A 26,631-nucleotide genomic window follows, 5' to 3' on the forward strand; every position below is an offset into this window, starting at 1 on the left:
TCGCAGCCCAGCGGGAGCAAGCTCCCTCGCCACAGGTAATTCATCACCACAAAGTTGTGGTCGCCGGGGTTAGTGCTTGGCGACGAGGTCCTTAGGCAGCTTGAAGGTCCAGAGCATGCCGCCCTGGTTGAAGTCCTTGATCCGCTTGGCCACTTCACCCCCCCACAGCGGCACCGCGCCGCCCCAGCCGGAGAGCACCGAGACGTACTGTTCGCCGTCCATTTCCCAGGTCACGGGTGAGCCGAGCACGCCGGAGCCGGTCTGGAACTCCCAGACCTTTTCGCCGGTCTTGGCGTTGAACGCCTGCAGGAAACCTTCCGGCGTGCCGGTGAACACCAGATTGCCCTTGGTGGTCAGCACCCCGCCCCACAGCGGCGCGTAGTTCTTGTGGCGCCAGACTTCCTTGCCGGTTTTCGGATCGATGGCCCGCAGCACGCCGATGTAGTCTTCGTTCAACGGCTTGATGGTGAAGCCGGCGCCGAGGAACGCCGCGCCTTTCTTGTAGGCGATGCCTTCATTCCAGATGTCCATGCCCCATTCGTTGGAAGGCACATAGAACAGCCCGGTGTCTTGGTTGTAGGCCATCGGCATCCAGTTTTTCGCGCCGAGGAACGCCGGCGCCACGAACACCGAACTGCCCTTGGCTTCGGAACCCGGCGCACCGGGACGGCTGGCCTCGTTGTAGATCGGCCGGCCGTTCTTATCCAGGCCGGTGGCCCAGGTGATCTTGTCCACGAACGGGAAGCCACGGATGAATTTGCCGTTGGTGCGGTCCAGCACGTAGAAGAAACCGTTACGGTCGGCAGTGGCCGCCGCCTTGATTTCCTTGCCGCCTTCGCTGTAGTTGAACGACACCAGTTCGTTCACGCCGTCGTAGTCCCAACCGTCGTGGGGCGTGCTCTGGAAGTGCCACTTGATGGTGCCGTCGTCCGGGTTGAGCGCCAGACGCGATGATGAGTAGAGGTTGTCGCCAGGGCGCAGGTGCGAGTTCCACGGCGCCGGGTTGCCGGTGCCGAACAGCAGCAGGTTGGTTTCCGGGTCGTAGTAACCACCGAGCCAAGGGGCCGCGCCGCCGGTTTTCCACAGATCGCCCGGCCAGGTCTTGCCCGCCTCGCCGCCGGAGATGCCGTTTTCCACGGCTTTGCCGTCCTTGTAGACGTAGCCCATGTGGCCTTCGACCGTCGGCCGGGTCCACAGCAGATCACCATTTTTCGGGTCGTAGGCCTCGATCTTGCCCACCACGCCGAACTCGCCACCGGCCACGCCGGTAATCAGCTTACCGTTGATCACCAGCGGTGCGGCGCTGATCGAGTAGCCTTCCTTGTGGTCGGCGACTTTCTTGCTCCACACCACCTTGCCGGTGTCCTTGTTCAGCGCCACGAGCTTGGCGTCGAGGGTGCCGAAGATCACCAGATCGCCATACAACGCGACGCCACGGTTGATCACGTCGCAGCAAGGGCGGATGTCATCGGGCAGGCGCGCGTCGTATTGCCAGAGTTTCTTGCCGGTGCGTGCATCCACGGCGAACACCCGGGAGTAAGACCCGGTCATGTACATCACGCCGTCCTTGACCATCGGTTGCGCTTGCTGGCCACGCTGTTTTTCACCGCCGAAGGAAAACGCCCAGGCGGGTCGCAACTCCTTGACGTTGTCGACGTTGAGAATATCCAGCGGACTGTAGCGCTGCCCCTGAACGCCGAGGCCGTTGGTCACGACCTGTTCCGGGTTTTTCGGGTCCTGGAGAATGTCCTGGTCGGAAACCCCGGCCAATGCCTGGCCGGACAACAGCATGGCACTGAGCAGCAGGCTCAAGACGAAGGGCTGGCGACGTGCGGGTTGGGTCATGACGGCTTCCTCTGCGGATTTTTGTTATGTCCGGGAAATTTTCCCGGTCTGGTGCAGATTCTTGAGCGCCGCCGCCCTGGCAACAATTGCCCGCAATGAGGAGATTGCTAGTTCCTTGGTAGCAGGTCGGATGAGATGGACGTGAACGACACCGGCCCCTGTAGGAGCGAGCTTGCTCGCGAAAAACGTCAGACCACCGCGTTCATCCAGGCAGCTTGCGTTTTCGTTAACGTCCTTCGCGAGCAAGCTCGCTCCTACAGGAAAGCATCATTTGCCGGCTGCGGAATCCACCCGCGTCATCCGCTCGCGCTCGTAGCGCGGGTACAGATGGCTGACGCTGCGGATCAGTTCGTAGCGGCTCAAATTGATGCTGGCGAAGCGTTCGGGGATGGGGCTGCGGATCATCTCGGCCATGTCACTGCCATTGGCGGCGCCGTCGCGCATGAGCTGATCGAGCCAGGTCAGGTAATCGCGCATCTGCTCGAAGGGTTGCGGGTCGCTCGCCACCGGACCGTGGCCGGGCACAACCTGCGTCCAGGGCAAGCCTTGCAGGGTCGCGATGTCCGCCAGCCATACGGCCAGGCCCGGGCTGTTGGGCGTGGTCAGGGCCCGTTGATAAAACACCAGGTCCCCGGCAAACAGCACGCCGGTTTGCTGGTCGAGAATAACCAGATCCGCGCCCGTATGCCCACCCAGGCTCAGCAGACGCAAATCGTGATTCCCAAAACTTTTCACGCCGGGTGTCAGCGTCTGGGTCGGCAGCACCACTTCGGTGCCGCGCATCCAGTCGCCAACCATCCGGTACATATTCTCGGCCATGGCATCGCCTTGCCGGTGCAACAGTTCGGTGGTGCCGGCCAAGGCACCGATCGGCACGCCGGTGAAGGCCTGATTGCCCAACACGTGGTCCGGGTGGTGATGGGTCAGCAAGACCTCGATCACCGGCTTGTCGGTGGTGGCGGCAATCGCCTTGCGCATCGCTTCGCCGTAACGCCTGGACGGGCCGGTGTCGATCACCACCACACCGCGTTCGGTGACGATGAACGCGGTGTTGACGATGTTGCCGCCGTTGGCCTTGGCGAAATTATCGGTGCTGCCTTCCAGCAACCAGGTGTCCTGGGCGATCTGCCGGGGCTTGAGTGAGTACTCGAGATCGGCCAGGGCCGGCAGACTGACGCTTAACACCATCAACAGGATCCAGCGCATGCCACGCTCCTTGGGGTCACGCTTCTTGGGGTCAGGGGATCGACGCATCGAACTCATTGCCACTGTTGTCCCGTATTAACAGGCGCGTTTGCCCTGCTCCTTCGATGTCGAAGGCCAGGTTGGGGTTTTCGCTGACCGCAGGAAACAGCTCCAGCCGGGCCAGCACTTGCTCGTTGTGGTCGCGCAACTCGGCATGGTTGATGAAGAATTCCGGAATGCCGCTGACCATGCCGTTGTCCATGGGATGGGCCACCTGCATACGCAAACGGCTGAATTCGCCCCGGGGATAGCGCCCGCCGAGCACTTCGCCGATGTGCTCTTCCCAGCCCGGTTGAGTCCGCACCACGCTCGGTGCGGTGCAGCCGCCACCTGCGGCGTCGATCAGGGTCGAACCGACATGCCACACGCCGTCGCGGGTCAACACCGCCGCGCGCAAGGGCGTGGCCTGTTCGATGCGAATGCGCAACGACAGCCAGGGCAAAACCGAATTCAGCGGCTGGAAGTCGACGATTTTCGGCAACGGATTCAGCTCTGCCCAGGCAAGGATTTTCACCACTTCGCCGTTGAACGCCCGGGCGTCGATTTCCAGCGGCACCTGCCGGGCATCTTCGGCAAACGGCGGCGCCAGCAGCTTGACCCGCTCATCGAAAACGAACGGCGCATTACCCAGAAACTGCTGCTGATAGAAAGCCCACATCACCGATGGCACCGGGTCTTTGCCGGGATCGATTTCGGCGGCCTGTGCCGCCAGGCTTAGCCAGCAGGCCAACAGACAACTCCCTCGCCATTTCATCGCCTGCTCCTTATTGATACATCTCGGGCACGTCGTATTGCAGACCGTAATGGCCGTAGATGGTCTTCACCGAGCCCTCGCGGATCAGGCTTTCCAGCGCCTCTTCCACGGCATAGGCCAGTTGCCGGTTGCTTTCGTGCACCGCCATGCCGATCTCCCAGAGCTGCTTGCCCATGTTCGGGTAGGCGTTTTCTGCCAGCGCCACTTGCGGGTCGGCGGCCTGGTGTACCTGCCAGTCGATCTCGCCGCGCATGGCCATCACCGCGTCGACCTCACCGGCCTTCATCGCGGCAAACGCCTGGGGCACGCCGGGATAGTGATGAGTCTTGCCGGCGAGCATGCCGTTGAACACCGAGGTCAGGTAGAACGACGGCACGCTGTCGACTTCGACACCAATCGGGTGATACTCGAACACCGCAACGCTGGCGACCTTGTCCAGTCGCCGACGGTCATAGGCCACCTGCCATTGTTCGTTCTGGTACGGACCGAACATCACCACTTGGCCGTTGACCAGTTCGCCGAACTCGTTGCGCTTCTGCGCGTAGTCACGGTCGTAGGGCACGCGCATCATCAGGTCGGCCAGTTGCTGGTTGTGCAAGGCACTGGCACGCCAGATGTAATCGCGCAGATCGTCATCGAGCTTTTCTCCCGCCGGCGCCCAGATCAGCGTCAGGCGCACGCCGAGCGCCTTGGCCAGGGCTTCAGCGAGTTCGACATCGACACCTCGCGGCTTTCCGCCGCTTTCAAAACTGTAAGGGGCGAAGTCCTTGTAGACCGCCACCTTAAGCTCCCCGGCGGCGATCATTTCGTCGTAGTTGCGAACCTGCGCCTGCGCCGCCTGGCAGCACAGCCACAGAGCGCTGATCAACACCGCGAGCAGGCGCATGGGTCACTCCTCGACGTGCACGGTGTCCAGATAAGTGCGCACCGCCCACAGGGCCTCCTGGCTCAGGTAGTCGGCCATCTTCGGCATGTACACCCGACCGTCGCGCACTGCGCCATGGCGCACCCGTTCGGCGAACCATTCATCGCCCGCCTCACCGACATCGAGCATGCGCAAGTCGGGGGCGATACCGCCGGACTTGGCTTCCAGGCCATGACAGGCCGCGCAGTTCTGGGTATAGGCCGAAGAGCCGATTTCCACTGCCTTGTCGTGTTCCGGGGCGGTGCGATACGGGTTCACCGCGGCCCAGCCATCGGCATCGAGTTGCACGCCGGCGTCCTTGATCGGGGTCAGCCCCGGGGTGGCCACGGCTTGTGGGACCACGTTGCCGTGGGCCCAGACGGAACCTGCGCTGATCAAACCGGCCAATAGCCCGGTCACGAGCAAGGCGTTGCGTTTTGTTGTCATTGTTATGCCCTCTGGGTTGCACGCAAAACCTCTTGGCAGAGGCTATGGCAGCCATCTTAGAAACGGTATCGCACTCACCCCATGCTGCTTTGGTGGTCGCCACCTAGTCCCTTGGTAGTAAGGCGCTGGATGGACACCACCGGTACTTTCTGCATATTTCCTCAGCTTCACGGGCTACCTAAGCTGGCGCTATCTGTAATGGAGTGCCCTATGCGCCAGCTCATCCCTTACGCCCTGATCTACCTGCTGGCGATTGCCTGCGCCGCCGGCCTGGTCACCCAGAGTCAGGCCGCGGATGCACCCTTGCAGGTGCGCATCGGCTATCTGGGTTATCGCCCCGACCCAGGCCCGGTGTTGTCGAACGTCATCCCCGAGCCTACCGATGCCGGGCTGCGCGGCGCCGAACTGGCGATCACCGACAGCAACAGCACCGGGCGCTTTCTCAATCACGGCTACAGCCTGGTCAGCGCCAGTGTCGACAGCCCCGAAGCCTTGCTCGAAGCGGCGAAGGCTCAGCACGAACAAGGACTGCGCCTGTTTGTGGTGAATGCCCCCGCCACCAGCCTGCGCCAACTCAGTGCCGCACTACCCGACAGCCTGCTGTTCAACGCCGGCAGCCCCGATGACAGCCTGCGCACCACCGATTGCCTGCCGAACGTGCTGCACACCTTGCCGAGCCGGGCGATGCTCGCCGATGCGCTGGCGCAGTTTCTGGTAGCGCGCAAATGGCAGCGGGCGCTGCTGATTGTCGGCCCGACCCCGGACGATCAAGCCTATGCCGCCGCCCTGCGCCGCGCGGCCAAACGCTTTGGCTTGCAACTGGTGGCGGAAAAACCCTGGAGCTTCGACAACGACCAACGCCGCAGCGCTCAGGCGGATATGCCGCTGTTCACCCAGACCGCCGAGTACGATGTGGTACTGGTGGCCGATGAACGCGGCGACTTCGGTGAATACGTGCCCTACCAGACCTGGTACCCGCGCCCGGTCGCCGGCACCCAGGGCCTGACCCCGGTGGGCTGGCACAAGACCGTGGAAACCTACGGCGCCGCGCAGCTGCAAAAACGCTTCGAAGCCCTGACCGGGCGCTGGATGAACGACCGCGATTTCGCGGCATGGATGGCTGTGCGCAGTATCGCCAGCGCCGTGAGCAAACTGCGCCAGGCCGAGCCGAAGGCGATCCGTACGCTGGACATCAGCGACCAGTTGCCGCTCGACGGTTTCAAGGGCCGCAAGCTCAGCTATCGGCCGTGGAACGGCCAGTTGCGCCAGCCGATCCCTATCGTGCAACCCCGGGCGCTGGTCAGTACGTCACCCCAGGACGGCTTTCTGCACCCGTTCAACGAGATGGACAGCCTGGGCTATGACAAACCCGAGGTCAGCTGCCGTTTTCCCTGATCCGATAATCACAACAACAAGGAATCCGCCATGCGCCGCACCCTGCTCTCTTGCATCATGTTGCTCGCCGCTGGCCATGCCGTTGCCAGCACTGCCTGGGTCTCCAACGAAAAGGACAACAGCCTGAGCCTGATCGACCTGCAGACCCTGCAAGTCACCGACACCCTGCCCGTCGGCCAGCGCCCCCGTGGCTTGCTGCTGTCCCATGACAACAAGCTGTTGTACATCTGCGCCAGTGACTCGGACCGGGTCCAGGTGATGGACGTGGCCACGCGCAAGATCATCAAGGAACTGCCCTCGGGCAAGGACCCCGAGCAATTCGCCCTGCACCCGAACAATCGCTGGTTGTATGTCTCCAACGAAGACGATGCGCTGGTCACGGTGATCGACACCGAGACCTCCAAGGTCCTCGGCCAGATCAACGTCGGCGTCGAACCCGAAGGCATGGCGGTGAGCCCCGACGGCAAGTGGGCGGTCAACACCAGCGAAACCACCAACATGCTGCACTGGATCGACACCAGCACCCAGACCCTGGCCGACAGCACCTTGGTGGATCAGCGCCCGCGCTTCGTCGAGTTCTCCCCGGATGGCACGAAGCTCTGGGCCTCAGCGGAAATCGGCGGCACCGTGACCATTCTCGACGTGGCCAGCCGCAACGTGCTCAAGACCCTGAACTTCCAGATCAAGGGCGTGCACCCGGACAAGGTGCAGCCGGTGGGCATCAAGCTCAGCGCCGATGGAAAATACGCTTTCGTCGCCCTCGGCCCGGCCAACCATGTGGCGGTGATCGATGCCAAGACCTTCGAGATTGTCGATTACCTGCTGGTGGGTCGACGGGTCTGGCAGATGGCGTTCACCCCGGATCAGAAGCAACTGCTGGCCACCAACGGCGTCAGCGGCGATGTCTCGGTGATCGATGTCGACAGCCTCAAGGTGAGCAAATCGGTGAAGGTCGGGCGCTATCCCTGGGGCGTGGTGGTGACGCCATGAACGCCCTTGAAGTCAGCGACCTGAGCTTCGCCTACGGTACTCGAGAGGCCCTGCGCAAAGTGAGTTTCAGCCTGGAGCCCGGGCGTTTCGCCGCGCTGCTGGGACCCAACGGCGCGGGCAAATCGACTCTGATTGCCCTGCTGACCCGGCTCTATGATCTGCAGCAAGGCGAGATCCGCGTCGGGGGCTGTTCATTGCGCAGCGCGTCACGCCCGGCACTCAGGCAGTTGGGTGTGGTGTTCCAGCAAAGTACCCTGGACCTGGACCTCAGCGTCGAGCAGAACCTGCGTTATCACGCCGCGCTACACGGATTGTCCCGGCGCCAGACCGACCTTCGGGTCGACGCCGAACTGGCCCGTCAGACCCTGACCGAACACCGCCGCGAACGGGTGCGCGAACTCAATGGCGGCCATCGTCGCCGGGTGGAAATTGCCCGCGCCCTGTTGCATGAGCCGCGCCTGTTGCTGCTCGATGAAGCCAGTGTCGGCCTCGACCCGGCGAGTCGCCTGGCGCTCAACCAGCACATCCGTAGCCTGTGTCGCGAGGAGCGCATCAGCGTGCTCTGGACCACCCATTTGCTCGACGAAGTACAGCCCAGCGATGACTTGCTGATCCTGCATCAAGGCCGGCTGGTGGCCAGCGGACAGGCCGATGCCCTGAGCCTGGAACACGGCGGTGACCTCGGTTCGGCCTTCACCCGCCTGACGACCACAGGAGCCATGCAATGACTGCTTACTGGCAATGCTTGCGCGGTATCGTGCTGCGCGAATGGCTGCGCTTTGTGCTGCAACGCACGCGGTTTCTCAGCGCCCTGGTACGGCCGCTGCTGTGGCTGCTGGTGTTCGCCGCCGGTTTTCGCGCAGCGCTGGGGATCGCGATCATCGAGCCCTACGACACCTACATACCGTACGAGGTCTACATCATTCCCGGCCTGGCCTGCATGATCCTGCTGTTCAACGGCATGCAGGGCTCACTGTCGATGGTCTACGACCGCGAGATGGGCAGCATGCGCGTGCTGCTGACCAGCCCCCTGCCGCGCACCTTCGTGCTGTGCAGCAAGCTGCTGGCCACGTCGCTGATTTCGCTGTTGCAGGTGTATGCGTTTCTGGCGATTGCCTGGGTCTACGGCGTGCGGCCACCGGCCATGGGCCTGTTGCTGGCGTTGCCGGCCTTGCTGCTGGTGGCGTTGCTGCTCAGCGCACTGGGCCTGTTGCTGTCGAACGCGATCCGCCAGCTGGAGAACTTCGCCGGGGTGATGAATTTCGTGATCTTCCCGCTGTTTTTCCTGTCATCGGCGCTGTATCCGCTGTGGAAGATGCGCGAGGCCAGCGAGTGGCTGTATTGGCTGTGCGCGGTGAATCCGTTCAGCCATGCGGTGGAGCTGGTGCGTTTCGCCCTGTATGAACGCTTCAATCCGCTGGCACTGGCGGTGTGCACGGGGCTGACGCTGTTGTTTGCGTTGCTCGCCGTACTGACCTTCAACCCGCAGCATGCGGCCTTGCGCAAAGCCGGCTGACAACACGCCCCTGTAAGCGCCGGCTTGCCGGCGATGGCGGTATGCCAGCCAACATCAATGCTGGAGCTGCCGGCCTCTTCGCTGGCAAGCCAGCTCCTACAAGGGATCTTCATTGAACAGGGTGAAATTACTACTTTAGTACTGGTTTCCCTGTCTATCGTCGCATTCCCAACGCCCCCCGACTGGCATGTAATAGGTCCATAACTATAAGGACTGAACCCATGCCGCGTGCCCGACGTTGCCTGTTGCGCCCTGCTTTCGCCGCCCTGTCGCTGGGCCTGCTGCTGAGTACTGCGCAGGCCGACACAGCGCTGTTCTCTGCTGACGGCTATCGCATCGGCCTGTACCGCAGCCCAACGCCGGAACAACTGCAAGGCGCAACCATCGTCGACACCCCCGCCCTGCAAACCCTGCTCGGCCAAACCCCGCGCCCGGTGCTGATCGACGTCTACCGCCGTCAGTGGCTGCAAGGGCAATTCATCGAAGACCAGCCCCATGAAAACCTGCCCGGCAGCCACTGGCTGGCCAATACCGGAGACGGCGACCTCACACCGCAATGGCAGGACTATTTCGCCGCCAACCTGAAAAAGCTGACCGCCGGCGACCCGACGCAACCGCTGGTCTTCTACTGCCGCTCCGACTGCTGGTTGAGCTGGAATGCGGTCAAGCGCGCAGCCACCATGGGCTATAAGACTCTGTATTGGTATCGCGATGGCCTGGACGCCTGGCAAGCGGCCAGGCTGCCGGTTTCGCCAGCCCGGCCCGAACCCTTTCCCTAAGCTTTACGCGTGCGTGTTGTTGCCACACCATAATCAAAATAATGAGGTGAAAGGCCATGTACAAAATTCTGATAGCCGACGATCACCCGCTGTTTCGCGAAGCCATCCACAACGTCATCAGCGACGGTTTTGCCGGCAGCGAAGTGATGGAAACCGCTGACCTGGACAGCGCCCTGGCCCTGACCCAGGAGCACGACGACCTGGACCTGATCCTGCTCGACCTGAACATGCCCGGCATGCACGGGCTCAATGGCCTGATCAACCTGCGTAACGAAGCGCCGACCATTCCGGTGGTGATTGTCTCCGCCGAGCAAGACAAGCAGATCGTGCTGCAAGCCATCACCTACGGCGCGGTGGGTTTCATCACCAAATCGTCACCCCGTACCCAGATGACCGATGCCATCCAGCAGATTCTCAATGGCAATGTCTACCTGCCCCCAGACATCATCCGCACCACCAAAAGCAGCACCCACCGGCGGATGAACGACACCCCGAGCTTCCCGCCCGAACTGCTCCAGGCCCTGACCCGCAAGCAGCTGCAGGTGCTGGAACGCATGACCAAGGGCGAGTCGAACAAGCAGATCGCCTACACCCTGGAAATCGCCGAGACCACGGTCAAGGCCCATGTCTCGGCGATCCTGCGCAAGCTCAACGTGCACAACCGGGTGCAGGCGATCCTGAGTGCCGGGGATATTGATTTCGGGTCTTATCTGCGGCGGTAACTGCCCCTGCCCAAGTCTGAAAGATGTATCTGTGGCGAGGGAGCTTGCTCCCGCTCGGCTGCGAAGCAGTCGTAAATCCAGGCGACCCGGTGTATTTGGGTGTTTGCAGGGGGCCGCGTCGCGACCCAGCGGGAGCAAGCTCCCTCGCCACAGGTTCGGTGTTATCTGGATGGGCCAAGCAAATGACTCATCGCCGTCTTCAGCTTCATCGGCCGCACCGGCTTGTGCATCAGGGTGTGGCCCAGTTCGCGGATCTGCTGCTTGAGTTCATTGCTGTAATTGGCCGTGATCATCATCGCCGGAATCGGTGAGGCACGACGGGCATTGATTCTTGCCACCGCATCGACACCATTCTGATCGTTGTCCAGGTGGTAGTCGGCGATCAGCAGGTCGGCCTCGGCGTGATAGTTGTCCACTTGCCGCGCCAGGTCCTCCTCCGACAGCGCCGTCACCACCCGACACCCCCACCCCTCCAGCAAGGTGCGCATGCCGGCGCAGATGGTCGCGTCGTTGTCCAGCACCCAGATCCGTGCGCCACGCAGGCGCTCAAGCATCGGCTCGCTCATCTGCAACGTCGGCGGCGGTTTCGGCGCCGTGGCGCTCAACGGTACTTCGACCGAGAACATCGAGCCCCGGCCCGGCCACGAGCGCACATGAATGCGATGCCCGAGGATGCCGGCAATTTTCTCGACAATCGCCAGGCCCAGGCCCAGGCCGCGATCCTGATCCGGCCGCTGCACATCACCGCGCTTGAACTCCTGGAAAATCTCTTCCAGGCGATGCTCGGCAATGCCCATGCCGCTGTCCCAGACTTCGATCGTCAGGCACTGATGATGGCGCCGGCAACCGAGCACCACGCGACCACTGCAGGTATAGCGAATCGCATTGCTCAGCAGGTTGCGCAAAATGCGCGCCAGCAACTGGATGTCGCTGCGCACCAGCGCCGAACAACCGATGAAGTGCAGTTGCAGGCCTTCACTGCGCGCCACCTGGGTGTATTCGGCGGCCAGGTTGTCCAGCAGTTCACTGAGGGCGAACGGCGCAATGTCGGCCTTGATCACCCCCGCATCGAGCTTGGAAATGTCCACCAGGGTGCCGAGCAGGTTCTCCACGTCTTCCAGGGAATTGCTCACGTTGCGCACCAGAATCTCGCTGGACATCGGTTCGCGCCGTTCCAGCAAGGCACTGGTAAACAGGCGCGCGGCATTCAACGGTTGCAGCAGGTCGTGGCTGACGGCGGCGAGGAACTTGGTTTTCGACAGGTTGGCCTGCTCGGCTTCCTGCTTGGCCTCGCGCAAGCGTGCCTCGACCAGGCGCCGCTCATCGATCTCGCGCAGCAGCTGGTCGTTGAGGGTGGTCAATTCCGCCGTGCGCTCGCGTACCCGCAACTCAAGGTTCTGATAAGCCTGATGCAGCGCCTCGGCGGTGCGCCGGCGTTCGGTGATGTCGCGGATCAGCACGAAAATCCCCACCACCTCGCCACTGGCCAGACGGTTGGGCACATAGGAGCGCAACATGTAGCGCTCCTGGTTGTTGACGTTGGTTTCGGCGAACTCGAAAGTCACACTCTCGCCGGCCAGTGCCCTGGCCACGTAGGGCTCCAGCCGCTGGTAATGCTGTTCGCTGTGCACTTCGCGCAGGCTCTGGCCGAGCATCACGCCTCGGGGCCAGCAGTACCATTCTTCGTAGACCTTGTTGGTGAACTCGTAGACCAGGTCGGCATTGAGGTAGGCAATCAATGCCGGTACGTGATCGGTGATCAGGCGAATCCAGTGTTCGCTTTCACTCAGCGCCTCGGCGTGCTGGTAGCGTTCGGTAATGTCGGTGAAGGTGTTGACGAAACCGCCGGTGGGCAACGGATGGGTGCGAATTTCCAGGACCCGGCCATCGAACAGGCGCTGCTCGCATTCGCGGACCGGTCGTCCGTTGCCATCGCGACTGGCCGGGGTCAAAAGGTTCAACTCGCTGTCGGCGATCACTTCGGCAAACGGGCGATGGGCCGCCACCGGAGCCAGACCGCTCAGCTCCAGGAAACGCCGGTTCCACAACTCCAGAATGCCCTCGGCGCTGACCATCGCCACCCCTTGGGACAGGTTATCGACCGCCCGCTGCAACAAATGGGACTTCTGCGCCACCGCCTGCTCGCGGCGTACGGTCTCGCTGAGTTTGACGTCGGTAATGTCGGTGAACAGAATCACCCGCCCGCCTTCCTGGGTCGGCCGCTCGCTGACTTGCAGCCAGCGCCCGTTCTGCAGGCGGTACAGCAGGTTTTCGTCGGCATGCCCGCGCGACTCTTCGGTGAACAGGCCGTTGTTCATCATCAACCGCTTGACCTCGGTCAGGCGCATGCCGGCGTTGATCCGCACCCGGCTGTTGCTCCAGAACGCCTTGAAGCGACTGTTGAACAGCACGATGCGCTGCTCGGCGTCGAACAGCACGAAGGCGTCGGAAATGCTTTCGATGGCATCGATCAGATGTTGATGCGCCGTTTCCGCGCGCAGGCGGGCTTCGCTGAGCAAATGATTACCGGCCTTGAGTTCGGCCATGGCCTGATTCAAGGCATCGGTACGCTCGCGCACCTGCTCGGCCAGCACCACCGAATGCTGGAATGCCGCGTACGGATCGTTGCCGCGGGTCACCCCGGACTCGACCCGTTCGATCAGCGCGCCATTGATGCGCTGCAGTTTATGGTTTTCCAGGCGCAGCCCGGCCAGTTCGGCCTGCAGCTCAGCGATATCCTGGGGCACGGCCGCGGGCAATGGCAACGCCGGTGAAGGTCTGGTTGATGTGCATGCCATTGAACTGTTCTCCATAGGTGTTGAAACCCATCACCCGTTGCTCACGCAAAAACGAGCCGATCTGATCAAGACTGCCGTCGTCTTCGAGTTCCAGACGCCGCAGGAAACAGTCGCAACCGATGGTCAGCAGCAAATCGCCCAGGCGCTCCTGCAACCCCTCGAACAGGCTCTGCAGGTTCGGCAGCATCGGCCCCGGGGTCATGGCGGTCAGGACGATGCCGTTTTCCACGGCGCAGTAGAAACTCAGGCTCAGGTCCGGATGCACCTGCTGGATGGCCCGCACGTAGTACTGCTGGTTGATCCGCACCGCCAACGGGTGCGCGGCGAAGACCCGGTGATCGAGCTGCGCCACCGGCACGCCGATGTGCCGGGCGTACTCGGCGGCGGCCGGCTCGGCATTGAGTTCGAAGACCCGCCGTGAGGCACTGTCGGCTCCGGTGACCACCAGCTTCTCGGCGCGGGGCAACACGTGGTGGGTGGTGAACACTTCGAAATCCAGCCAGGTATTGACCAGCACCACCACGGCCGCGCCGCTGTGGAACTCGCCATCGAAGTACACATGGGTATGGGTCAGGTAGTTATCGTCGCCGGCCGAGCCGCCGAAATGCGGAATGTCGCCCAATGCCGCGCTCAAGGCCGCCAGGACCATTTCTTCGCGGCTGGACAGGCCATCGAGCAGGGTCAGGGCAAAGCTGTTGCCCTTGATCGGGGCCAGGGTATTGCTGCGACAGCCACTGACCAGGCGCTCGACCATTTGCTGGGCGTCGATCAGGCTGAAGTGCTCCATCTGGTCGATCAGCTCGATCGCAATGGAAAAGTGCCGGTGATCGAAACCCACCGCTGTCACGCAATTGCGCCCGTAGCCCAGCGGGGTGATTTCCCCGGCGCTGGTGCAGCCCGCCAGGCGAATGCCACCGAAGCTTTGCTGCAAGGCCTGGCCCAGCGCCTGCAAGTCGTATTCGGCGGAACAGAAGAACAGCACGAACCCCAGGTGCGGATGCAACAACTGGCGTGCCAGTTCCTGCGCGACCTGCCGGGCATCGGTGGCCTGGGACATTGCACTGACGACGCCTTCGCTCTGCTGCATCCTTACCTCCCGCAGGTGCGTGTGTATGAGGCACGAGTGTACGAAGTCTGTGGGGGGCGACGAATGCTACTTGGGTAGCGGGTAGCCGCTTCGATGGGATGAGAGAGTTTGAGGGGATGGGGACTTGAAAGATGTAGCTCGAGATGTGAAGCACGCGCTTTGGTGGCGAGGTAGCTTGCTCCCGCTGGACTGCGTAGCAGGCCCAAACCCGGTCGATGCGCGACCAGAATCCGGACCGCTACGCGCTCCAGCGGGAGCAAGCTCCCTCGCCACAGGGAAAGGACGAGCAGATCGGCTTTATTACCAGGTCAGCACCGCGCCCACGGCAAAGGTGTCGGTGTCTTCGTTCTGCTCGTCGGTGTCGTGGCCGTTGATTTCGAACTGGTTGTACTCGGCCACCAGCTTGAGGTTGTCGTTCACGTCATGGAACAACGCGATGCCGCGGGTCTCGTAGTCCGCGCCGCTGCCGACCACGCCGTTGCCATCGTCATTGGTCTTGCCGTAGGACAAGGCCAGGCGGTTCTTGCCCAGTTTGTAGGAGCCCTGCATCAGGTAGCCGTCGCTGTCGACGTTGCGCAGGGTCGGCTCGCCGGCATTGTTAGTGAAAAACGGGTTGATGCCCTTGGCCTGGAAACCCGACCCGGTGAGGGACAAGCCGCCCATCTTCGCCTGCACGCCATAACCGACACCCTTGGAGGTGACGGTCTCGACCGTGGCATCGGTGTTGTCCGAGGTCTGGTAGCTGCCGTTGACCCAGCTGTAGATCTTTGCCCCGGCCAGGTCGAACTGATAGGTGACTTCGCTCTCGGTACGCGGGTTTTCCTGATAGGCCTTGCCCGTCGGGCTGCTGTCGTTGGTGTCCACCGGGTCCATGATGCCGACTGCCACACGCAGACCGTCCAGCACCGGGGTGCGATAGGTTATCTGCGAGGTCGGGAACGGATACGGGTAACCGGTGCCGATGTTGCCGAACGACACCCCGCCGCCATCCACCAGCCCCAGCGTATCGCTGACCTGACCGTAACCGGCGAGCATTTCGTCGAGCAGGATGTTGGAACGGGCGAACAGCCCGAAGTCCTTGCCGATCAGTACTTCGCCCCACTCCGGGTTGGCCACGGTGCCGAAGAACTGCCGCACATCGATGGCGGTGTCGGTGCCATTGGTCTGGCTGTCGTTGATGGTGACCCAGAACGAGGCGCGGGCACCGAGCTTGAGATCGTCTACCTGCTTGCCCATGTTGAACCCCAGGTAGTTGGGCAAAAAGCCCATCTTCACCCGTGACTGCCGACGGTCGAACTGATCGCCGGCGCGGTCGACATCGCTGTTCACGTAGAAGGCGTTGATGTAGCCGTCGGTGGAGAACGTGGTCTGGTCCTTGTCGTACAGCATGATATCCGCCTCGGCCACCGGGCTCAGGCCAAGGGCCGACAGGCTGGCGATAAAGGCCGGCAGAAAACGATGCGTGACGTTCTTATTGTTGTGCATGGCGCGCTCCGAAACGGGGACTGAATGTCGGAGGCGATTATCGAAACCTGACCGGCGGCGCCATACGCTGCCTTGGGGCTGGTTTTCAGGTGCTTTGGAGTGGCCGGCAGTGCGTGACCACTATGGCGTACGACCGCTTGTCGGCAGGGCAAGCCACTAAAGTTGTAAAGAACCGCTTTTCGCAGGAGCCGGCTTGCCGGCGAAGGCGCACTTGAAGCCTCTTCGCCGGCAAGCCGGGCTCCTACAGGTCAAGCGCCCGCTTTTATCAGCATGTAGGCGGCGACCACGACGCAGATGCTGGCGAAGCCGACCTGCAACGCCCGCGCCGGCACCCGGGCGCAGAGCTTGCGGCCGATGATCATGCCGACGATGCTGGAGACGATGAACGCGATGCCCGAACCGTCGATGCGCACGCCGGCCTGGAAGGCGCCGATCACGCCGATGGCGGAAATCAGGCTGATCACCATCAGCGAGGTGGCGATGATCCCGCGCATCTGCACATCGGTCAGTTGCTTGAACGCCGGGACGATCAGAAAGCCGCCGCCCACCCCCAACAATCCCGAGACCACACCCGTCACTGCCCCGAGCGCGGCGAGGGTCGCGGTGCATTTGGCGGTCCAGGAAAAGCGCCCGGTCTGTTGATCGAGCATGCAGTTCTTCTGGCCCCAGTTGGCGTGACCGTGATCGCTGGGCCCCTCATCCTTGCGCTCGCGACGCAACATCCGCCCGGCCACCACGACCATCAGCAGGCTGAACAGGACCATCAGGATTTTTTCCGGCAACTGATGGGCAAAATAGATGCCCACCGGCGAAAACACCGCGCCCAACGCCGCGATCAGCAGCGCCGCGCGATAACGCACCAGGCCATGGCGCAAACCATCGATGGCGCCGACCGCTGCCGCACTGCCCACCGCGAACAACGCCACCGGAGCGGCCTGGGTCATGCTCCAGCCCAACCCCAACACCAGGGCCGGGACTGCAAGGATACCGCCACCGGCGCCCGTCAAGCCGAGCACCAACCCCATCACTACGCCAAACAGACTTGCCAGCAACATAGGGAGTTCTCAGTAGTGCCGGGAGTCGGGTTCGATCACGGTGATGTTCAGATGCAGGCTACGCTTGAGCAGGCTGGCGACAAGGCCGATGCCCGCCGTGCCACCGCCGATCACCACGATATCTGCACTGATGGATGGGCCCCAGTGTTGATCGTTCATTGCTTGTTCCTTTTGCTGCACGCAGGGATTTTTCCAGTCAACACACAAATCCCAATGTGGGAGCGGGCTTGCTCGCGAAGGCGGTGTGTCAGTAGACATAAACGTTGGCTGACACACCACCTTCGCGAGCAAGCCCGCTCCCACAGGTTCGGTGTGTTGGATAAGATCAGGGTTGAACCCAGCTTTTAAGCACGGCCCCGCAATACAGCCCGGAGAGGGTTTTCATCACCTGGATCACTTCGTGACTGGCGAGACCGTAAAAAATGTACTTGCCTTCACGACGGGTGGCGACCAGTCCTTCATCGCGCAGGATGCCCAATTGCTGGGACAGGGTCGGTTGGCGCACGCCGGTCATTTTTTCCAGATCGCCAACGTTGCGCTCACCCTGGGTGAGCTGGCACAGGATCAACAGGCGATCCTCATTGGCCAGGGCCTTGAGCAGCGCACAGGCCTTGGAGGCCGAGGCGCGCAGTTGAGCGACTTCGCATTCGGTCAGACTGGATTGCATTTGCAGGATGCCTTCAACGTCACTTAAGCTGCGAACATTATGTTTAAACATATAGTGTTGCAACCCAAGACTGACTTTTCTCCCCCTGCACAGGTTCGTGTCCATGCCCGCGCTGATTGAAGCTTTCCTCGACCCCGCCTCCTCGACCTACAGCTACGTGGTCTACGAGGCGGATGGCGGGCAGTGCGCGATTGTCGACCCCGTGCTCGATTACGACGCAGCCTCCGGGCGTACCGCGACCATCCAGGCCGACAAAATCATCGCCTTCGTCCGCGCCCATCACTTGCAGGTGCAATGGCTGCTGGAAACCCACGCCCACGCCGATCACCTGTCCGCCGCTCCCTACCTGCGCGGGCAACTGGGCGGCAAGATCGCCATTGGCGAGTCGATCAGCAAGGTGCAGGACGTGTTCAAGGCGCTGTTCAATCTGGAGCCTGCCTTTTGCGTCGACGGATCGCAGTTCGATCACCTGTTCGCCCCCGACGAATCGTTCATGATCGGCAACCTCAGGGCCACCGCCCTGCACGTGCCCGGTCATACCCCGGCGGACATGGCCTACCTGATCGGCAACGATGTGATCCTGGTCGGCGACACGCTGTTCATGCCGGACGTGGGCACCGCGCGCTGCGACTTTCCCGGCGGCAATGCCAACCAGATGTACGCCTCGATCCACAAGCTCTTGGCCTTCCCCGCCAGCGTGCGCCTGTACGTCTGCCACGACTACCCGCCCGAGAGCCGTTCCTCCCAATACATGACGACTGTGGGTGAACAACGCAAAAGCAACATCCACGTGCGCGACGGCATCGACGAAGCCACCTTCGTCGACATGCGCACCCGGCGTGATGCCGGGTTGGGCATGCCGACGCTGTTGCTGCCGGCGATACAGGTCAATGTGCGGGCGGGGGACCTGCCGCCGGCCGAAGACAATGGCGTGACCTACCTGAAAATCCCGATCAACAAGCTCTAACCCTGTAGAAGCTGCCGCAGGCTGCGATCTTTTGATCTTCAGCGATCCATCTGTCGCCAGAATCAAAAGATCGCAGCCTGCGGCAGCTCCTACAACGCGCGATCCTTGATTTTCAGTTACCCAGGGTCAGCCCATTCGCCGGCAACGGCAGCGCAGTCTTATAGCGCACCTGCTTGAGCGCAAAGCTCGAACGGATATTCGCCACCCCCGGCACCTTGGTCAGAAAATCCATCATGAAGCGCTCCAGCGACTGAATGGTCGGCACCAGCACCCGGATCAGATAGTCCGGGTCGCCGGCCATCAGGTAGCACTCCATCACTTCGGGGCGATCGGAAATCGCTTCTTCGAAATGCTGCAACGCCTCCTCTACCTGCTTTTCCAGGCTGACGTGAATGAACACGTTCACGTGCAATCCCAGCAGGTCGGCATCCAGCAGCGTCACTTGCTCGCGGATCACTCCCAGTTCTTCCATGGCCTTGACCCGGTTGAAACACGGCGTCGGCGACAGGTTCACCGAGCGTGCGAGGTCGGCATTGGTGATGCGGGCGTTCTCCTGAAGGCTGTTGAGAATGCCGATGTCAGTACGGTCCAGTTTGCGCATGAGATAAAACCACCTGTTTTTTTTGTTTATGCAGGTTTTTTATCTGCAAATGATCTTCGGCGCAACGAAACAGAGAGAAATATTCTTCTTGGCCGGGCCTATGATTGTTGTAGGACAAGATTTCTTCTACCGAACGAAATCTGTCAGCTCACTACAAGAAATTCACAAGATCGAGCGTAGAAGCCATGACCCAAGCGTACGAACCGCTGCGCCTGCACGTCCCCGAACCCTCGGGCCGTCCAGGATGCAAAACCGACTTCTCCTACCTGCATCTGACCGATGCCGGCACGGTGCGCAAACCCCAAATCGACGTTGAACCGGCTGACACGGCTGATCTGGCCCGCGGCCTGATCCGCGTGCTCGACGACCAGGGCAATGCCCACGGCCCCTGGGCTGAAAACGTGCCAGTGGCGATCCTGCGCAAGGGCATGCGCGCCATGCTCAAGACGCGGATCTACGACAACCGCATGGTGGTCGCCCAGCGTCAGAAAAAGATGTCGTTCTATATGCAAAGCCTTGGCGAAGAAGCCATCGGCAGCGCCCAGGCCCTGGCCTTGAACATCGACGACATGTGCTTCCCGACCTACCGCCAGCAAAGCATCCTGATGGCCCGCGACGTACCGCTGGTCGACCTGATCTGCCAGTTGCTGTCCAACGAGCGCGATCCGCTCAAGGGCCGGCAACTGCCGATCATGTACTCGGTCAAGGACGCCGGTTTCTTCACCATTTCCGGCAACCTCGCCACCCAGTTCATTCAGGCCGTGGGCTGGGGCATGGCCTCGGCGATCAAGGGCGACACCAAAATCGCCTCGGCGTGGATCGGCGACGGCGCCACCGCCGAGTCGGATTTCCACACCGCCCTGACGTTCGCCCACGTGTACCGCGCACCCGTGATCCTCAACGTGGTCAACAACCAGTGGGCAATCTCGACATTCCAGGCGATTGCCGGTGGTGAAGCCACCACCTTCGCCGGTCGTGGCGTCGGTTGCGGCATTGCCTCCCTGCGGGTCGATGGCAACGACTTCGTCGCGGTCTACTCCGCTTCTGCCTGGGCCGCCGAACGTGCGCGCCGCGGTCTCGGCCCGACCATGATCGAATGGGTCACTTACCGTGCCGGCCCGCACTCGACCTCCGATGATCCGTCCAAATACCGTCCCGCCGACGACTGGAGCCACTTCCCGCTGGGCGATCCGATCGCGCGTCTCAAGCAGCACCTGATCAAGATCGGCCAGTGGTCCGAAGAGGAACACGCCGCCGTCAGCGCCGAACTGGAAGCCGAAGTGATCGCCGCGCAGAAAGAAGCCGAACAGTACGGCACCCTCGCCGGCGGCCAGATTCCGAGCGCCGCGACCATGTTCGAAGACGTCTACAAAGAGATGCCGGAGCACTTGAAGCGCCAGCGTCAGGAGTTGGGGATCTGACATGAACGATCACAACAACAAAATAGAGCTGGAAACCGCCATGACCACGACCACCATGACCATGATCCAGGCCCTGCGCTCGGCCATGGATGTGATGCTTGAACGTGACGACAACGTCGTGGTCTTCGGCCAGGACGTGGGTTACTTCGGCGGCGTGTTCCGCTGCACCGAAGGCCTGCAGAGCAAGTATGGCACCTCCCGGGTGTTCGACGCGCCGATCTCCGAAAGCGGTATCGTCGGTACCGCCGTGGGCATGGGTGCCTACGGTCTGCGCCCGGTGGTGGAGATCCAGTTCGCCGACTACGTGTACCCGGCCTACGATCAGATCATTTCCGAAGCCGCCCGCCTGCGTTATCGCTCGGCTGGCGAGTTCACCGCACCGATGACCCTGCGCATGCCCTGCGGCGGCGGCATCTACGGCGGCCAGACCCACAGCCAGAGCATCGAGGCACTCTTCACTCAGGTGTGCGGTCTGCGCACCGTCATGCCGTCCAACCCCTACGACGCCAAAGGCCTGTTGATCGCCTCCATCGAAAACGATGACCCGGTGATCTTCCTTGAGCCCAAACGCCTGTACAACGGTCCCTTCGACGGGCACCACGAACGCCCGGTAACCCCGTGGTCCAAGCACCCGGCCGCACAAGTGCCGGACGGTTACTACACGGTGCCGCTGGATGTCGCCGCGATCGCCCGTCCGGGCAAGGACGTCACCGTGCTGACCTACGGCACCACCGTCTACGTGTCGCAAGTCGCCGCTGAAGAAACCGGCATCGACGCCGAAGTCATCGACCTGCGCAGCCTGTGGCCGCTGGACCTGGAAACCATCGTCAAATCCGTGAAGAAAACCGGTCGCTGCGTCGTGGTTCACGAAGCCACCCGTACCTGTGGTTTCGGTGCCGAACTGGTGTCGCTGGTGCAAGAGCATTGCTTCCATCACCTGGAAGCGCCGATCGAACGCGTCACCGGTTGGGACACCCCTTACCCGCACGCGCAAGAGTGGGCGTATTTCCCAGGGCCGTCCCGAGTGGGCGCGGCATTGAAACGGGTCATGGAGGTCTGAATGGGCACGCACGTCATTAAAATGCCGGACATTGGTGAAGGCATTGCAGAAGTTGAATTGTCACAGTGGCACGTCAAGGTCGGCGACTTGGTCGTCGAAGATCAGGTACTGGCCGATGTCATGACCGATAAAGCGATGGTGGATATTCCGTCGCCGGTGCATGGCAAGGTCATCGCCCTTGGCGGCCAGCCGGGCGAAGTCATGGCAGTCGGCAGCGTGCTGATCAGCATTGAAGTCGAAGGCGCGGGCAACGTTAAGGAATCGGCGCAACCGGCACCTGTTAAAGAAGCCCCGGTGGCCGCAGCCAAAGTTGAAGCCGTGGCTGAAAGCAAACCGTCCGCGGCCCCGGCGCCGAAAGCTGCCGTATGCCAGGGCCCGATGGTCGCTCGCGAAGCCGATGAGCGTCCGCTGGCCTCCCCGGCCGTGCGCAAGCATGCGCTGGACCTCGGTATTCAGTTGCGCCTGGTGCGTGGCACCGGCCCGGCCGGTCGCATACTGCACGAAGATCTCGACGCCTACCTGGCTCAGGGTCAGTCGAACGCTTCGGCACCGGTGGCGGCTGCTTACGCCCAACGTACCGATGAGCAGCAGATCCCGGTGATCGGCATGCGCCGCAAGATCGCCCAGCGCATGCAGGACGCCACCCAGCGTGCCGCCCACTTCAGTTATGTCGAAGAAATCGACGTCACGGCGGTGGAAGAGCTGCGCGCGCACCTCAACGAAAAACATGGCGCCACCCGTGGCAAGCTGACCTTGCTGCCGTTCCTGGTCCGCGCCATGGTCGTCGCCCTGCGCGACTTCCCGCAGATGAACGCCCGTTACGACGACGAAGCCCAGGTCATCACCCGCCTCGGCGCAGTACACGTCGGCGTCGCGACCCAGAGCGATGTCGGCCTGATGGTGCCGGTGGTGCGTCACGCCGAAGCCCGCAGCCTGTGGGACAGCGCGGCGGAAATCTCGCGTTTGGCCAGCGCCGCACGCAATGGCAAGGCCAGCCGCGATGAGTTGTCCGGCTCGACCATCACCCTGACCAGCCTCGGCGCCTTGGGCGGCATCGTCAGCACGCCGGTGCTGAACCTGCCGGAAGTGGCGATCGTCGGGGTGAACAAGATCGTCGAACGGCCAATGGTGATCAAAGGCCAGATCGTGATCCGCAAGATGATGAACCTCTCCAGCTCCTTCGATCACCGCGTGGTCGACGGCATGGACGCGGCGCTCTTCATCCAGGCCATTCGTGGCTTGCTCGAACAACCTGCGACCCTGTTTGTGGAGTAAGTCATGCAGACCCTCAATACCACACTGTTGATCATCGGCGGCGGCCCCGGCGGCTATGTGACCGCGATCCGTGCCGGCCAGTTGGGCATTCCGACCATTCTGGTAGAAGGCCAATCCCTGGGCGGCACTTGCCTGAACATCGGCTGCATTCCGTCCAAGGCACTGATTCATGTCGCCGAGCAGTTCCACCAGACCCGGCATCACAACGAGCATTCGGCCCTGGGCATCAGCGTTTCGGCACCGACCCTCGATATCACCAAGAGCGTCGAGTGGAAGGACGGCATCGTCGATCGCCTGACCACCGGCGTCGCAGCGCTGCTGAAAAAGAACAAGGTTCAGGTCGTAGAAGGCTGGGCCAAGGTCATCGACGGCAAGACCGTGGACGTCGGCGACACGCGCATCCAGTGCGAACACCTGGTGCTGGCCACCGGCTCCAGGAGCGTCGACCTGCCGATGCTGCCAATTGGCGGGCCGATCATCTCGTCCACCGAAGCCCTGGCGCCGACCTCCGTGCCCAGGCGCTTGATCGTGGTCGGCGGCGGTTACATCGGTCTGGAGCTGGGCATTGCCTATCGCAAGCTTGGCGCCGAAGTCAGCGTGGTAGAAGCGCAGGAGCGCATCCTGCCGGCCTACGACGCCGAACTGACTCAGCCCGTACACGACGAACTGAAAAAACTCGGCGTGAAGCTTTACTTGAAACACAGCGTGCAAGGCTTTGATGTTTCTAACAATACCTTGCAGGTACTGGAACCGGACGGCGAGACCCTGAACCTGGAAACCGATCAGGTGCTGGTGGCCGTCGGTCGCAAGCCGAACACCCAGGGCTGGAATCTCGAAGCGCTGAACCTGGACATGAACGGTTCGTCGATCAAGATCGACAACCGCTGCCAGACCAGCATGCGCAACGTCTACGCCATCGGTGACCTAAGCGGCGAACCGATGCTTGCGCACCGGGCCATGGCCCAGGGCGAGATGGTCGCCGAGCTGATCAGCGGTAAATCCCGCGAGTTCAACCCGACCGCCATCGCCGCCGTATGCTTCACCGACCCGGAACTGGTGGTGGTCGGCAAGACCCCGGACGAGGCCAAGGCCGCAGGCTGGGACTGCATCGTTTCCAGCTTCCCGTTCGCCGCCAATGGCCGGGCGATGACGCTGGAATCGAAAAGCGGCTTCGTGCGCGTGGTCGCCCGTCGCGACAATCATGTGATTGTCGGCTGGCAGGCAGTCGGCGTTGGCGTGTCGGAGCTGTCCACGGCGTTTGCGCAAAGCCTGGAGATGGGCGCACGGCTGGAAGACATCGGCGGCACCATCCATGCCCATCCGACACTGGGTGAGGCGGTGCAGGAAGCGGCGTTGCGGGCGTTGGGGCATGCGTTGCATCTGTAAGCAGACCGACCGGAGGCCAATTGTGGCGAGGGAGCTTGCTCCCGCTGGGCGGCGAAGCCGTCCCAACCGGACCACCGCGGTCTTCCAGAAGTACCGCCATGTCTGGTTTTACCAGTGCTGCGCACTGGAACGGGAGCAAGCTCCCTCGCCACAGGATTTCGAACAATGAGGGATCGGCGGCATTTTTCATGAGCAGGCTAAGAAATCTGTCCGTCACCCGATAGTCTGGGCTGCGATTTAGCCCAAGAATGAAGTATTGTTGTCCCCATCCAAAAAACGTCAGAAGCCTTGAACCGTTTCGGCGGTTGTTAAGTGATAGAGGGTGTCATGGGTAACGAAAGCATTAATTGGGACAAGCTGGGTTTTGACTACATCAAGACCGACAAGCGCTATCTGTCGCACTGGCGTAATGGCGAGTGGGACAAAGGCACCCTGACCGAAGACAACGTGCTGCACATCAGCGAAGGCTCCACTGCCCTTCACTATGGCCAGCAGTGCTTCGAAGGCCTGAAGGCCTACCGTTGCAAGGACGGTTCGATCAACCTGTTCCGCCCGGACCAGAACGCCGCACGCATGCAACGCAGCTGCGGTCGCCTGCTGATGCCGCAGGTGTCCACCGAACAGTTCGTCGAAGCATGCAAGGACGTGGTCCGTGCCAACGAGCGTTTCATTCCGCCGTATGGCACCGGCGGCGCGCTGTACCTGCGCCCGTTCGTGATCGGCGTGGGTGACAACATCGGCGTGCGTACCGCGCCGGAGTTCATCTTCTCGATCTTCTGCATCCCGGTCGGCGCCTACTTCAAGGGCGGCCTGACCCCGCACAACTTCCTGATCTCCAGCTACGACCGTGCCGCGCCACAAGGCACCGGCGCCGCCAAGGTCGGTGGCAACTACGCCGCCAGCCTGATGCCGGGTTCCCAGGCCAAGAAGGCGCATTTCGCCGACTGCATCTACCTGGATCCGCTGACCCATACCAAGATCGAGGAAGTCGGTTCGGCCAACTTCTTCGGGATCACCCACGACAACAAGTTCGTGACCCCGAACTCGCCATCGGTACTGCCGGGCATCACCCGTCTGTCGCTGATCGAACTGGCCAAATCGCGCCTGGGCCTGGAAGTGATCGAGGGCGATGTATTCATCGACAAGCTCTCCGACTTCAAGGAAGCCGGTGCTTGCGGTACTGCAGCGGTGATCACGCCGATTGGCGGCATCAACTACAACGACCACCTGCACGTGTTCCACAGCGAAACCGAAGTCGGCCCGATCACCCAGAAGCTCTACAAAGAGCTGACCGGCGTGCAAACCGGCGACATCGAAGCGCCAGCGGGCTGGATCGTCAAGGTTTGATCTGACGCCAGACGCACAAAAGCCCCCCATCGGATGACCGATGGGGGGCTTTTTCGTGGCCGAATGAAAAGATCGCAGCCTGCGGCAACTCCTACAATGGCTGCCCCTCAACCCTTGTAGGAGCTGCCGCAGGCTGCGATCTTTTGCTCTTCCCCTCGATACCCAACCGCAACTCAACCCCGAACCGCCCCGCCACCTCCTTGCGCCCCAACGCCGTCAACGCCAACGCGCGACTGTCCAGATCCTGGGTCACCCACTTGCGCTTGAGCGCCGTTTGCAGCAATGCCGCACCCAGCGATCCGCCCAGATGTGGCCGGCGCATGCTCCAGTCCAGGCACGGGCAGGCAAAGCGGCGGCGCAAGGTGCTCAAGCCCTGTACCTCGATCCCAAGCCCCTGAAACACTGCCGAGCCACTATCACTCAAGCGATAGGCCTGTTCGTCGGTTTCCTCAAGCCAGCCCGCTTCGAGCATCCGGTCATGCATCAGCACCGCCAGGGTGCCCGCCATGTGGTCGTAGCAGGTGCGGGCAAACTGCAGGCGATCCGGGGTACGCGACTGGAAGCTTGGCGCGGTGTTCTGGCCGATCACCATCAGCGCCTCCAGGGCCTGGGCCACGCGCTTGTCCGCCAGGCTGTAATAGCGGTGACGCCCCTGGACGTGCAGCCGCACCAGCGCCAGTTCCTTGAGTTTGGCCAGGTGGGCGCTGGCGGTCGACGCGCTGACTTCGGCCACCGCCGCCAGTTCGGTGCTGGTGCGGGCGTTGCCGTCCATCAGCGAACAGAGGATTTTCGTCCGCGCAGGCTCGGCGATGGCTGCCGCCACCTGTGAGACGCCAATGTCGTGTTGTTCTGCGCTCATATTTCGCTCCCGGACGAATCAACGTC

The 26,631-nt window shown here is 62.2% G+C and carries 24 protein-coding genes and 1 pseudogene; 12 read left to right on the plus strand and 13 right to left on the minus strand.

From position 1 onward, the window contains the following. Positions 1 to 69 precede the first annotated feature (69 nt). The 5 genes from KW849_RS06680 to pedF form a co-directional block, all read right to left on the minus strand. Positions 70 to 1,845, minus strand: a complete 1,776-nt coding sequence (locus KW849_RS06680; RefSeq protein ID WP_218428664.1) for a PQQ-dependent methanol/ethanol family dehydrogenase — start codon at positions 1,843 to 1,845, stop codon at positions 70 to 72. Between the two features lie 267 nt (positions 1,846 to 2,112). Then, positions 2,113 to 3,051 (minus strand): quinoprotein relay system zinc metallohydrolase 1, encoded by a 939-nt coding sequence (locus KW849_RS06685; RefSeq protein WP_218428665.1) that lies wholly within the window; start codon positions 3,049 to 3,051, stop codon positions 2,113 to 2,115. Positions 3,052 to 3,082: 31 nt separating this feature from the next. Further along, positions 3,083 to 3,844 (minus strand): quinoprotein dehydrogenase-associated SoxYZ-like carrier, encoded by a 762-nt coding sequence (locus tag KW849_RS06690; RefSeq protein WP_218428666.1) that lies wholly within the window; start codon positions 3,842 to 3,844, stop codon positions 3,083 to 3,085. A 10-nt stretch (positions 3,845 to 3,854) separates the two neighbouring features. Further along, positions 3,855 to 4,730, minus strand: coding sequence for an ABC transporter substrate-binding protein (locus KW849_RS06695; RefSeq protein ID WP_218428667.1), 876 nt, complete (start codon positions 4,728 to 4,730; stop codon positions 3,855 to 3,857). A gap of 3 nt (positions 4,731 to 4,733) precedes the next feature. Beyond that, a complete protein-coding gene (gene pedF, locus KW849_RS06700; protein ID WP_218428668.1) occupies positions 4,734 to 5,195 on the minus strand; it encodes a cytochrome c-550 PedF in 462 nt (153 codons plus the stop codon). A 210-nt stretch (positions 5,196 to 5,405) separates the two neighbouring features. Here pedF and KW849_RS06705 point away from each other — a divergent pair, with 210 nt between their 5' ends. The 6 genes from KW849_RS06705 (at position 5,406) to KW849_RS06730 (ending at position 10,597) form a co-directional block, all read left to right on the plus strand. Further along, the gene (locus KW849_RS06705) at positions 5,406 to 6,590 is read left to right on the plus strand and encodes an ABC transporter substrate-binding protein (RefSeq protein WP_218428669.1); all 1,185 of its coding nucleotides are present in this window, start codon (positions 5,406 to 5,408) and stop codon (positions 6,588 to 6,590) included. A gap of 30 nt (positions 6,591 to 6,620) precedes the next feature. Next, positions 6,621 to 7,580, plus strand: coding sequence for a YVTN family beta-propeller repeat protein (locus tag KW849_RS06710; protein ID WP_218428670.1), 960 nt, complete (start codon positions 6,621 to 6,623; stop codon positions 7,578 to 7,580). Continuing rightward, positions 7,577 to 8,308, plus strand: coding sequence for an ABC transporter ATP-binding protein (locus tag KW849_RS06715; protein WP_218428671.1), 732 nt, complete (start codon positions 7,577 to 7,579; stop codon positions 8,306 to 8,308). The genes KW849_RS06710 and KW849_RS06715 overlap by 4 nt, the downstream gene beginning before the upstream one ends. After that, positions 8,305 to 9,096 (plus strand): ABC transporter permease, encoded by a 792-nt coding sequence (locus tag KW849_RS06720; RefSeq protein WP_218428672.1) that lies wholly within the window; start codon positions 8,305 to 8,307, stop codon positions 9,094 to 9,096. The genes KW849_RS06715 and KW849_RS06720 overlap by 4 nt, the downstream gene beginning before the upstream one ends. A gap of 221 nt (positions 9,097 to 9,317) precedes the next feature. After that, a complete protein-coding gene (locus tag KW849_RS06725) occupies positions 9,318 to 9,875 on the plus strand; it encodes a PQQ-dependent catabolism-associated CXXCW motif protein (RefSeq protein ID WP_218428673.1) in 558 nt (185 codons plus the stop codon). A 56-nt stretch (positions 9,876 to 9,931) separates the two neighbouring features. After that, positions 9,932 to 10,597, plus strand: a complete 666-nt coding sequence (locus KW849_RS06730; protein ID WP_218428674.1) for a response regulator transcription factor — start codon at positions 9,932 to 9,934, stop codon at positions 10,595 to 10,597. Positions 10,598 to 10,758: 161 nt separating this feature from the next. Here the strand turns inward: KW849_RS06730 and nahK are convergent, their stop codons facing one another. The 6 genes and pseudogenes from nahK to KW849_RS06760 form a co-directional block, all read right to left on the minus strand. Next, positions 10,759 to 13,395, minus strand: a complete 2,637-nt coding sequence (nahK, locus tag KW849_RS06735) for a hybrid sensor histidine kinase/response regulator NahK/ErcS' (protein WP_256357092.1) — start codon at positions 13,393 to 13,395, stop codon at positions 10,759 to 10,761. Further along, the gene (nosP, locus tag KW849_RS06740; protein ID WP_218428675.1) at positions 13,325 to 14,482 is read right to left on the minus strand and encodes a nitric oxide-sensing protein NosP; all 1,158 of its coding nucleotides are present in this window, start codon (positions 14,480 to 14,482) and stop codon (positions 13,325 to 13,327) included. The genes nahK and nosP overlap by 71 nt, the downstream gene beginning before the upstream one ends. 300 nt (positions 14,483 to 14,782) lie before the next feature. Next, positions 14,783 to 15,967 carry a porin gene (locus KW849_RS06745; protein ID WP_218428676.1) on the minus strand — a complete coding sequence of 395 codons (1,185 nt, stop codon included), beginning with the start codon at positions 15,965 to 15,967 and terminating at the stop codon, positions 14,783 to 14,785. A gap of 248 nt (positions 15,968 to 16,215) precedes the next feature. Further along, on the minus strand, positions 16,216 to 17,022 hold the full coding sequence (locus tag KW849_RS06750; protein ID WP_218428677.1) for a sulfite exporter TauE/SafE family protein: 807 nt from the start codon (positions 17,020 to 17,022) through the stop codon (positions 16,216 to 16,218). A gap of 12 nt (positions 17,023 to 17,034) precedes the next feature. Continuing rightward, positions 17,035 to 17,181 (minus strand): annotated as a pseudogene (locus KW849_RS06755) (pyridine nucleotide-disulfide oxidoreductase); the annotation flags it as partial. A 166-nt stretch (positions 17,182 to 17,347) separates the two neighbouring features. Continuing rightward, positions 17,348 to 17,689, minus strand: coding sequence for a helix-turn-helix transcriptional regulator (locus KW849_RS06760; RefSeq protein ID WP_218428678.1), 342 nt, complete (start codon positions 17,687 to 17,689; stop codon positions 17,348 to 17,350). 103 nt (positions 17,690 to 17,792) lie between these two features. Here KW849_RS06760 and KW849_RS06765 point away from each other — a divergent pair, with 103 nt between their 5' ends. Beyond that, positions 17,793 to 18,656, plus strand: a complete 864-nt coding sequence (locus KW849_RS06765; protein WP_218428679.1) for an MBL fold metallo-hydrolase — start codon at positions 17,793 to 17,795, stop codon at positions 18,654 to 18,656. Positions 18,657 to 18,768: 112 nt separating this feature from the next. Here the strand turns inward: KW849_RS06765 and bkdR are convergent, their stop codons facing one another. Continuing rightward, positions 18,769 to 19,257 carry a Bkd operon transcriptional regulator BkdR gene (bkdR, locus tag KW849_RS06770; RefSeq protein ID WP_007976593.1) on the minus strand — a complete coding sequence of 163 codons (489 nt, stop codon included), beginning with the start codon at positions 19,255 to 19,257 and terminating at the stop codon, positions 18,769 to 18,771. 185 nt (positions 19,258 to 19,442) lie between these two features. Between bkdR and KW849_RS06775 the strand changes: the two genes are divergently transcribed. The 5 genes from KW849_RS06775 to KW849_RS06795 all read left to right on the plus strand — a co-directional run bounded on the left by KW849_RS06775 (position 19,443) and on the right by KW849_RS06795 (position 25,746). Continuing rightward, on the plus strand, positions 19,443 to 20,678 hold the full coding sequence (locus tag KW849_RS06775) for a 3-methyl-2-oxobutanoate dehydrogenase (2-methylpropanoyl-transferring) subunit alpha (RefSeq protein WP_108215956.1): 1,236 nt from the start codon (positions 19,443 to 19,445) through the stop codon (positions 20,676 to 20,678). Between the two features lies 1 nt (position 20,679). Continuing rightward, positions 20,680 to 21,738 carry an alpha-ketoacid dehydrogenase subunit beta gene (locus KW849_RS06780; protein ID WP_218428680.1) on the plus strand — a complete coding sequence of 353 codons (1,059 nt, stop codon included), beginning with the start codon at positions 20,680 to 20,682 and terminating at the stop codon, positions 21,736 to 21,738. Further along, positions 21,739 to 23,013 (plus strand): dihydrolipoamide acetyltransferase family protein, encoded by a 1,275-nt coding sequence (locus KW849_RS06785; protein WP_218428681.1) that lies wholly within the window; start codon positions 21,739 to 21,741, stop codon positions 23,011 to 23,013. It begins immediately after the preceding gene. Positions 23,014 to 23,016: 3 nt separating this feature from the next. Beyond that, positions 23,017 to 24,399 (plus strand): dihydrolipoyl dehydrogenase, encoded by a 1,383-nt coding sequence (gene lpdA, locus KW849_RS06790; protein WP_218428682.1) that lies wholly within the window; start codon positions 23,017 to 23,019, stop codon positions 24,397 to 24,399. Positions 24,400 to 24,726: 327 nt separating this feature from the next. Further along, positions 24,727 to 25,746 carry a branched-chain amino acid aminotransferase gene (locus tag KW849_RS06795; RefSeq protein ID WP_218428683.1) on the plus strand — a complete coding sequence of 340 codons (1,020 nt, stop codon included), beginning with the start codon at positions 24,727 to 24,729 and terminating at the stop codon, positions 25,744 to 25,746. A gap of 91 nt (positions 25,747 to 25,837) precedes the next feature. Here the strand turns inward: KW849_RS06795 and KW849_RS06800 are convergent, their stop codons facing one another. Beyond that, entirely contained in the window at positions 25,838 to 26,605 is a 768-nt protein-coding gene (locus KW849_RS06800; RefSeq protein WP_218428684.1) for a helix-turn-helix transcriptional regulator, read from the minus strand. Positions 26,606 to 26,631 lie beyond the last annotated feature (26 nt).

Origin of the sequence: Pseudomonas sp. PDM26 (assembly GCF_019219185.1) — a bacterium.
Lineage (GTDB): Bacteria > Pseudomonadota > Gammaproteobacteria > Pseudomonadales > Pseudomonadaceae > Aquipseudomonas.

Excerpts from the sequence above, each read along its gene's own strand:
- KW849_RS06680 (WP_218428664.1), bottom strand. The coding sequence starts at position 1,845 with ATGACCCAACCCGCACGTCGCCAGCCCTTCGTCTTGAGCCTGCTGCTC.
- KW849_RS06685 (WP_218428665.1), bottom strand. The coding sequence starts at position 3,051 with ATGCGCTGGATCCTGTTGATGGTGTTAAGCGTCAGTCTGCCGGCCCTG.
- KW849_RS06690 (WP_218428666.1), bottom strand. The coding sequence starts at position 3,844 with ATGAAATGGCGAGGGAGTTGTCTGTTGGCCTGCTGGCTAAGCCTGGCG.
- KW849_RS06695 (WP_218428667.1), bottom strand. The coding sequence starts at position 4,730 with ATGCGCCTGCTCGCGGTGTTGATCAGCGCTCTGTGGCTGTGCTGCCAG.
- pedF (WP_218428668.1), bottom strand. The coding sequence starts at position 5,195 with ATGACAACAAAACGCAACGCCTTGCTCGTGACCGGGCTATTGGCCGGT.
- KW849_RS06705 (WP_218428669.1), top strand. The coding sequence starts at position 5,406 with ATGCGCCAGCTCATCCCTTACGCCCTGATCTACCTGCTGGCGATTGCC.
- KW849_RS06710 (WP_218428670.1), top strand. The coding sequence starts at position 6,621 with ATGCGCCGCACCCTGCTCTCTTGCATCATGTTGCTCGCCGCTGGCCAT.
- KW849_RS06715 (WP_218428671.1), top strand. The coding sequence starts at position 7,577 with ATGAACGCCCTTGAAGTCAGCGACCTGAGCTTCGCCTACGGTACTCGA.
- KW849_RS06720 (WP_218428672.1), top strand. The coding sequence starts at position 8,305 with ATGACTGCTTACTGGCAATGCTTGCGCGGTATCGTGCTGCGCGAATGG.
- KW849_RS06725 (WP_218428673.1), top strand. The coding sequence starts at position 9,318 with ATGCCGCGTGCCCGACGTTGCCTGTTGCGCCCTGCTTTCGCCGCCCTG.
- KW849_RS06730 (WP_218428674.1), top strand. The coding sequence starts at position 9,932 with ATGTACAAAATTCTGATAGCCGACGATCACCCGCTGTTTCGCGAAGCC.
- nahK (WP_256357092.1), bottom strand. The coding sequence starts at position 13,395 with ATGGCATGCACATCAACCAGACCTTCACCGGCGTTGCCATTGCCCGCG.
- nosP (WP_218428675.1), bottom strand. The coding sequence starts at position 14,482 with ATGCAGCAGAGCGAAGGCGTCGTCAGTGCAATGTCCCAGGCCACCGAT.
- KW849_RS06745 (WP_218428676.1), bottom strand. The coding sequence starts at position 15,967 with ATGCACAACAATAAGAACGTCACGCATCGTTTTCTGCCGGCCTTTATC.
- KW849_RS06750 (WP_218428677.1), bottom strand. The coding sequence starts at position 17,022 with ATGTTGCTGGCAAGTCTGTTTGGCGTAGTGATGGGGTTGGTGCTCGGC.
- KW849_RS06760 (WP_218428678.1), bottom strand. The coding sequence starts at position 17,689 with ATGCAATCCAGTCTGACCGAATGCGAAGTCGCTCAACTGCGCGCCTCG.
- KW849_RS06765 (WP_218428679.1), top strand. The coding sequence starts at position 17,793 with ATGCCCGCGCTGATTGAAGCTTTCCTCGACCCCGCCTCCTCGACCTAC.
- bkdR (WP_007976593.1), bottom strand. The coding sequence starts at position 19,257 with ATGCGCAAACTGGACCGTACTGACATCGGCATTCTCAACAGCCTTCAG.
- KW849_RS06775 (WP_108215956.1), top strand. The coding sequence starts at position 19,443 with ATGACCCAAGCGTACGAACCGCTGCGCCTGCACGTCCCCGAACCCTCG.
- KW849_RS06780 (WP_218428680.1), top strand. The coding sequence starts at position 20,680 with ATGAACGATCACAACAACAAAATAGAGCTGGAAACCGCCATGACCACG.
- KW849_RS06785 (WP_218428681.1), top strand. The coding sequence starts at position 21,739 with ATGGGCACGCACGTCATTAAAATGCCGGACATTGGTGAAGGCATTGCA.
- lpdA (WP_218428682.1), top strand. The coding sequence starts at position 23,017 with ATGCAGACCCTCAATACCACACTGTTGATCATCGGCGGCGGCCCCGGC.
- KW849_RS06795 (WP_218428683.1), top strand. The coding sequence starts at position 24,727 with ATGGGTAACGAAAGCATTAATTGGGACAAGCTGGGTTTTGACTACATC.
- KW849_RS06800 (WP_218428684.1), bottom strand. The coding sequence starts at position 26,605 with ATGAGCGCAGAACAACACGACATTGGCGTCTCACAGGTGGCGGCAGCC.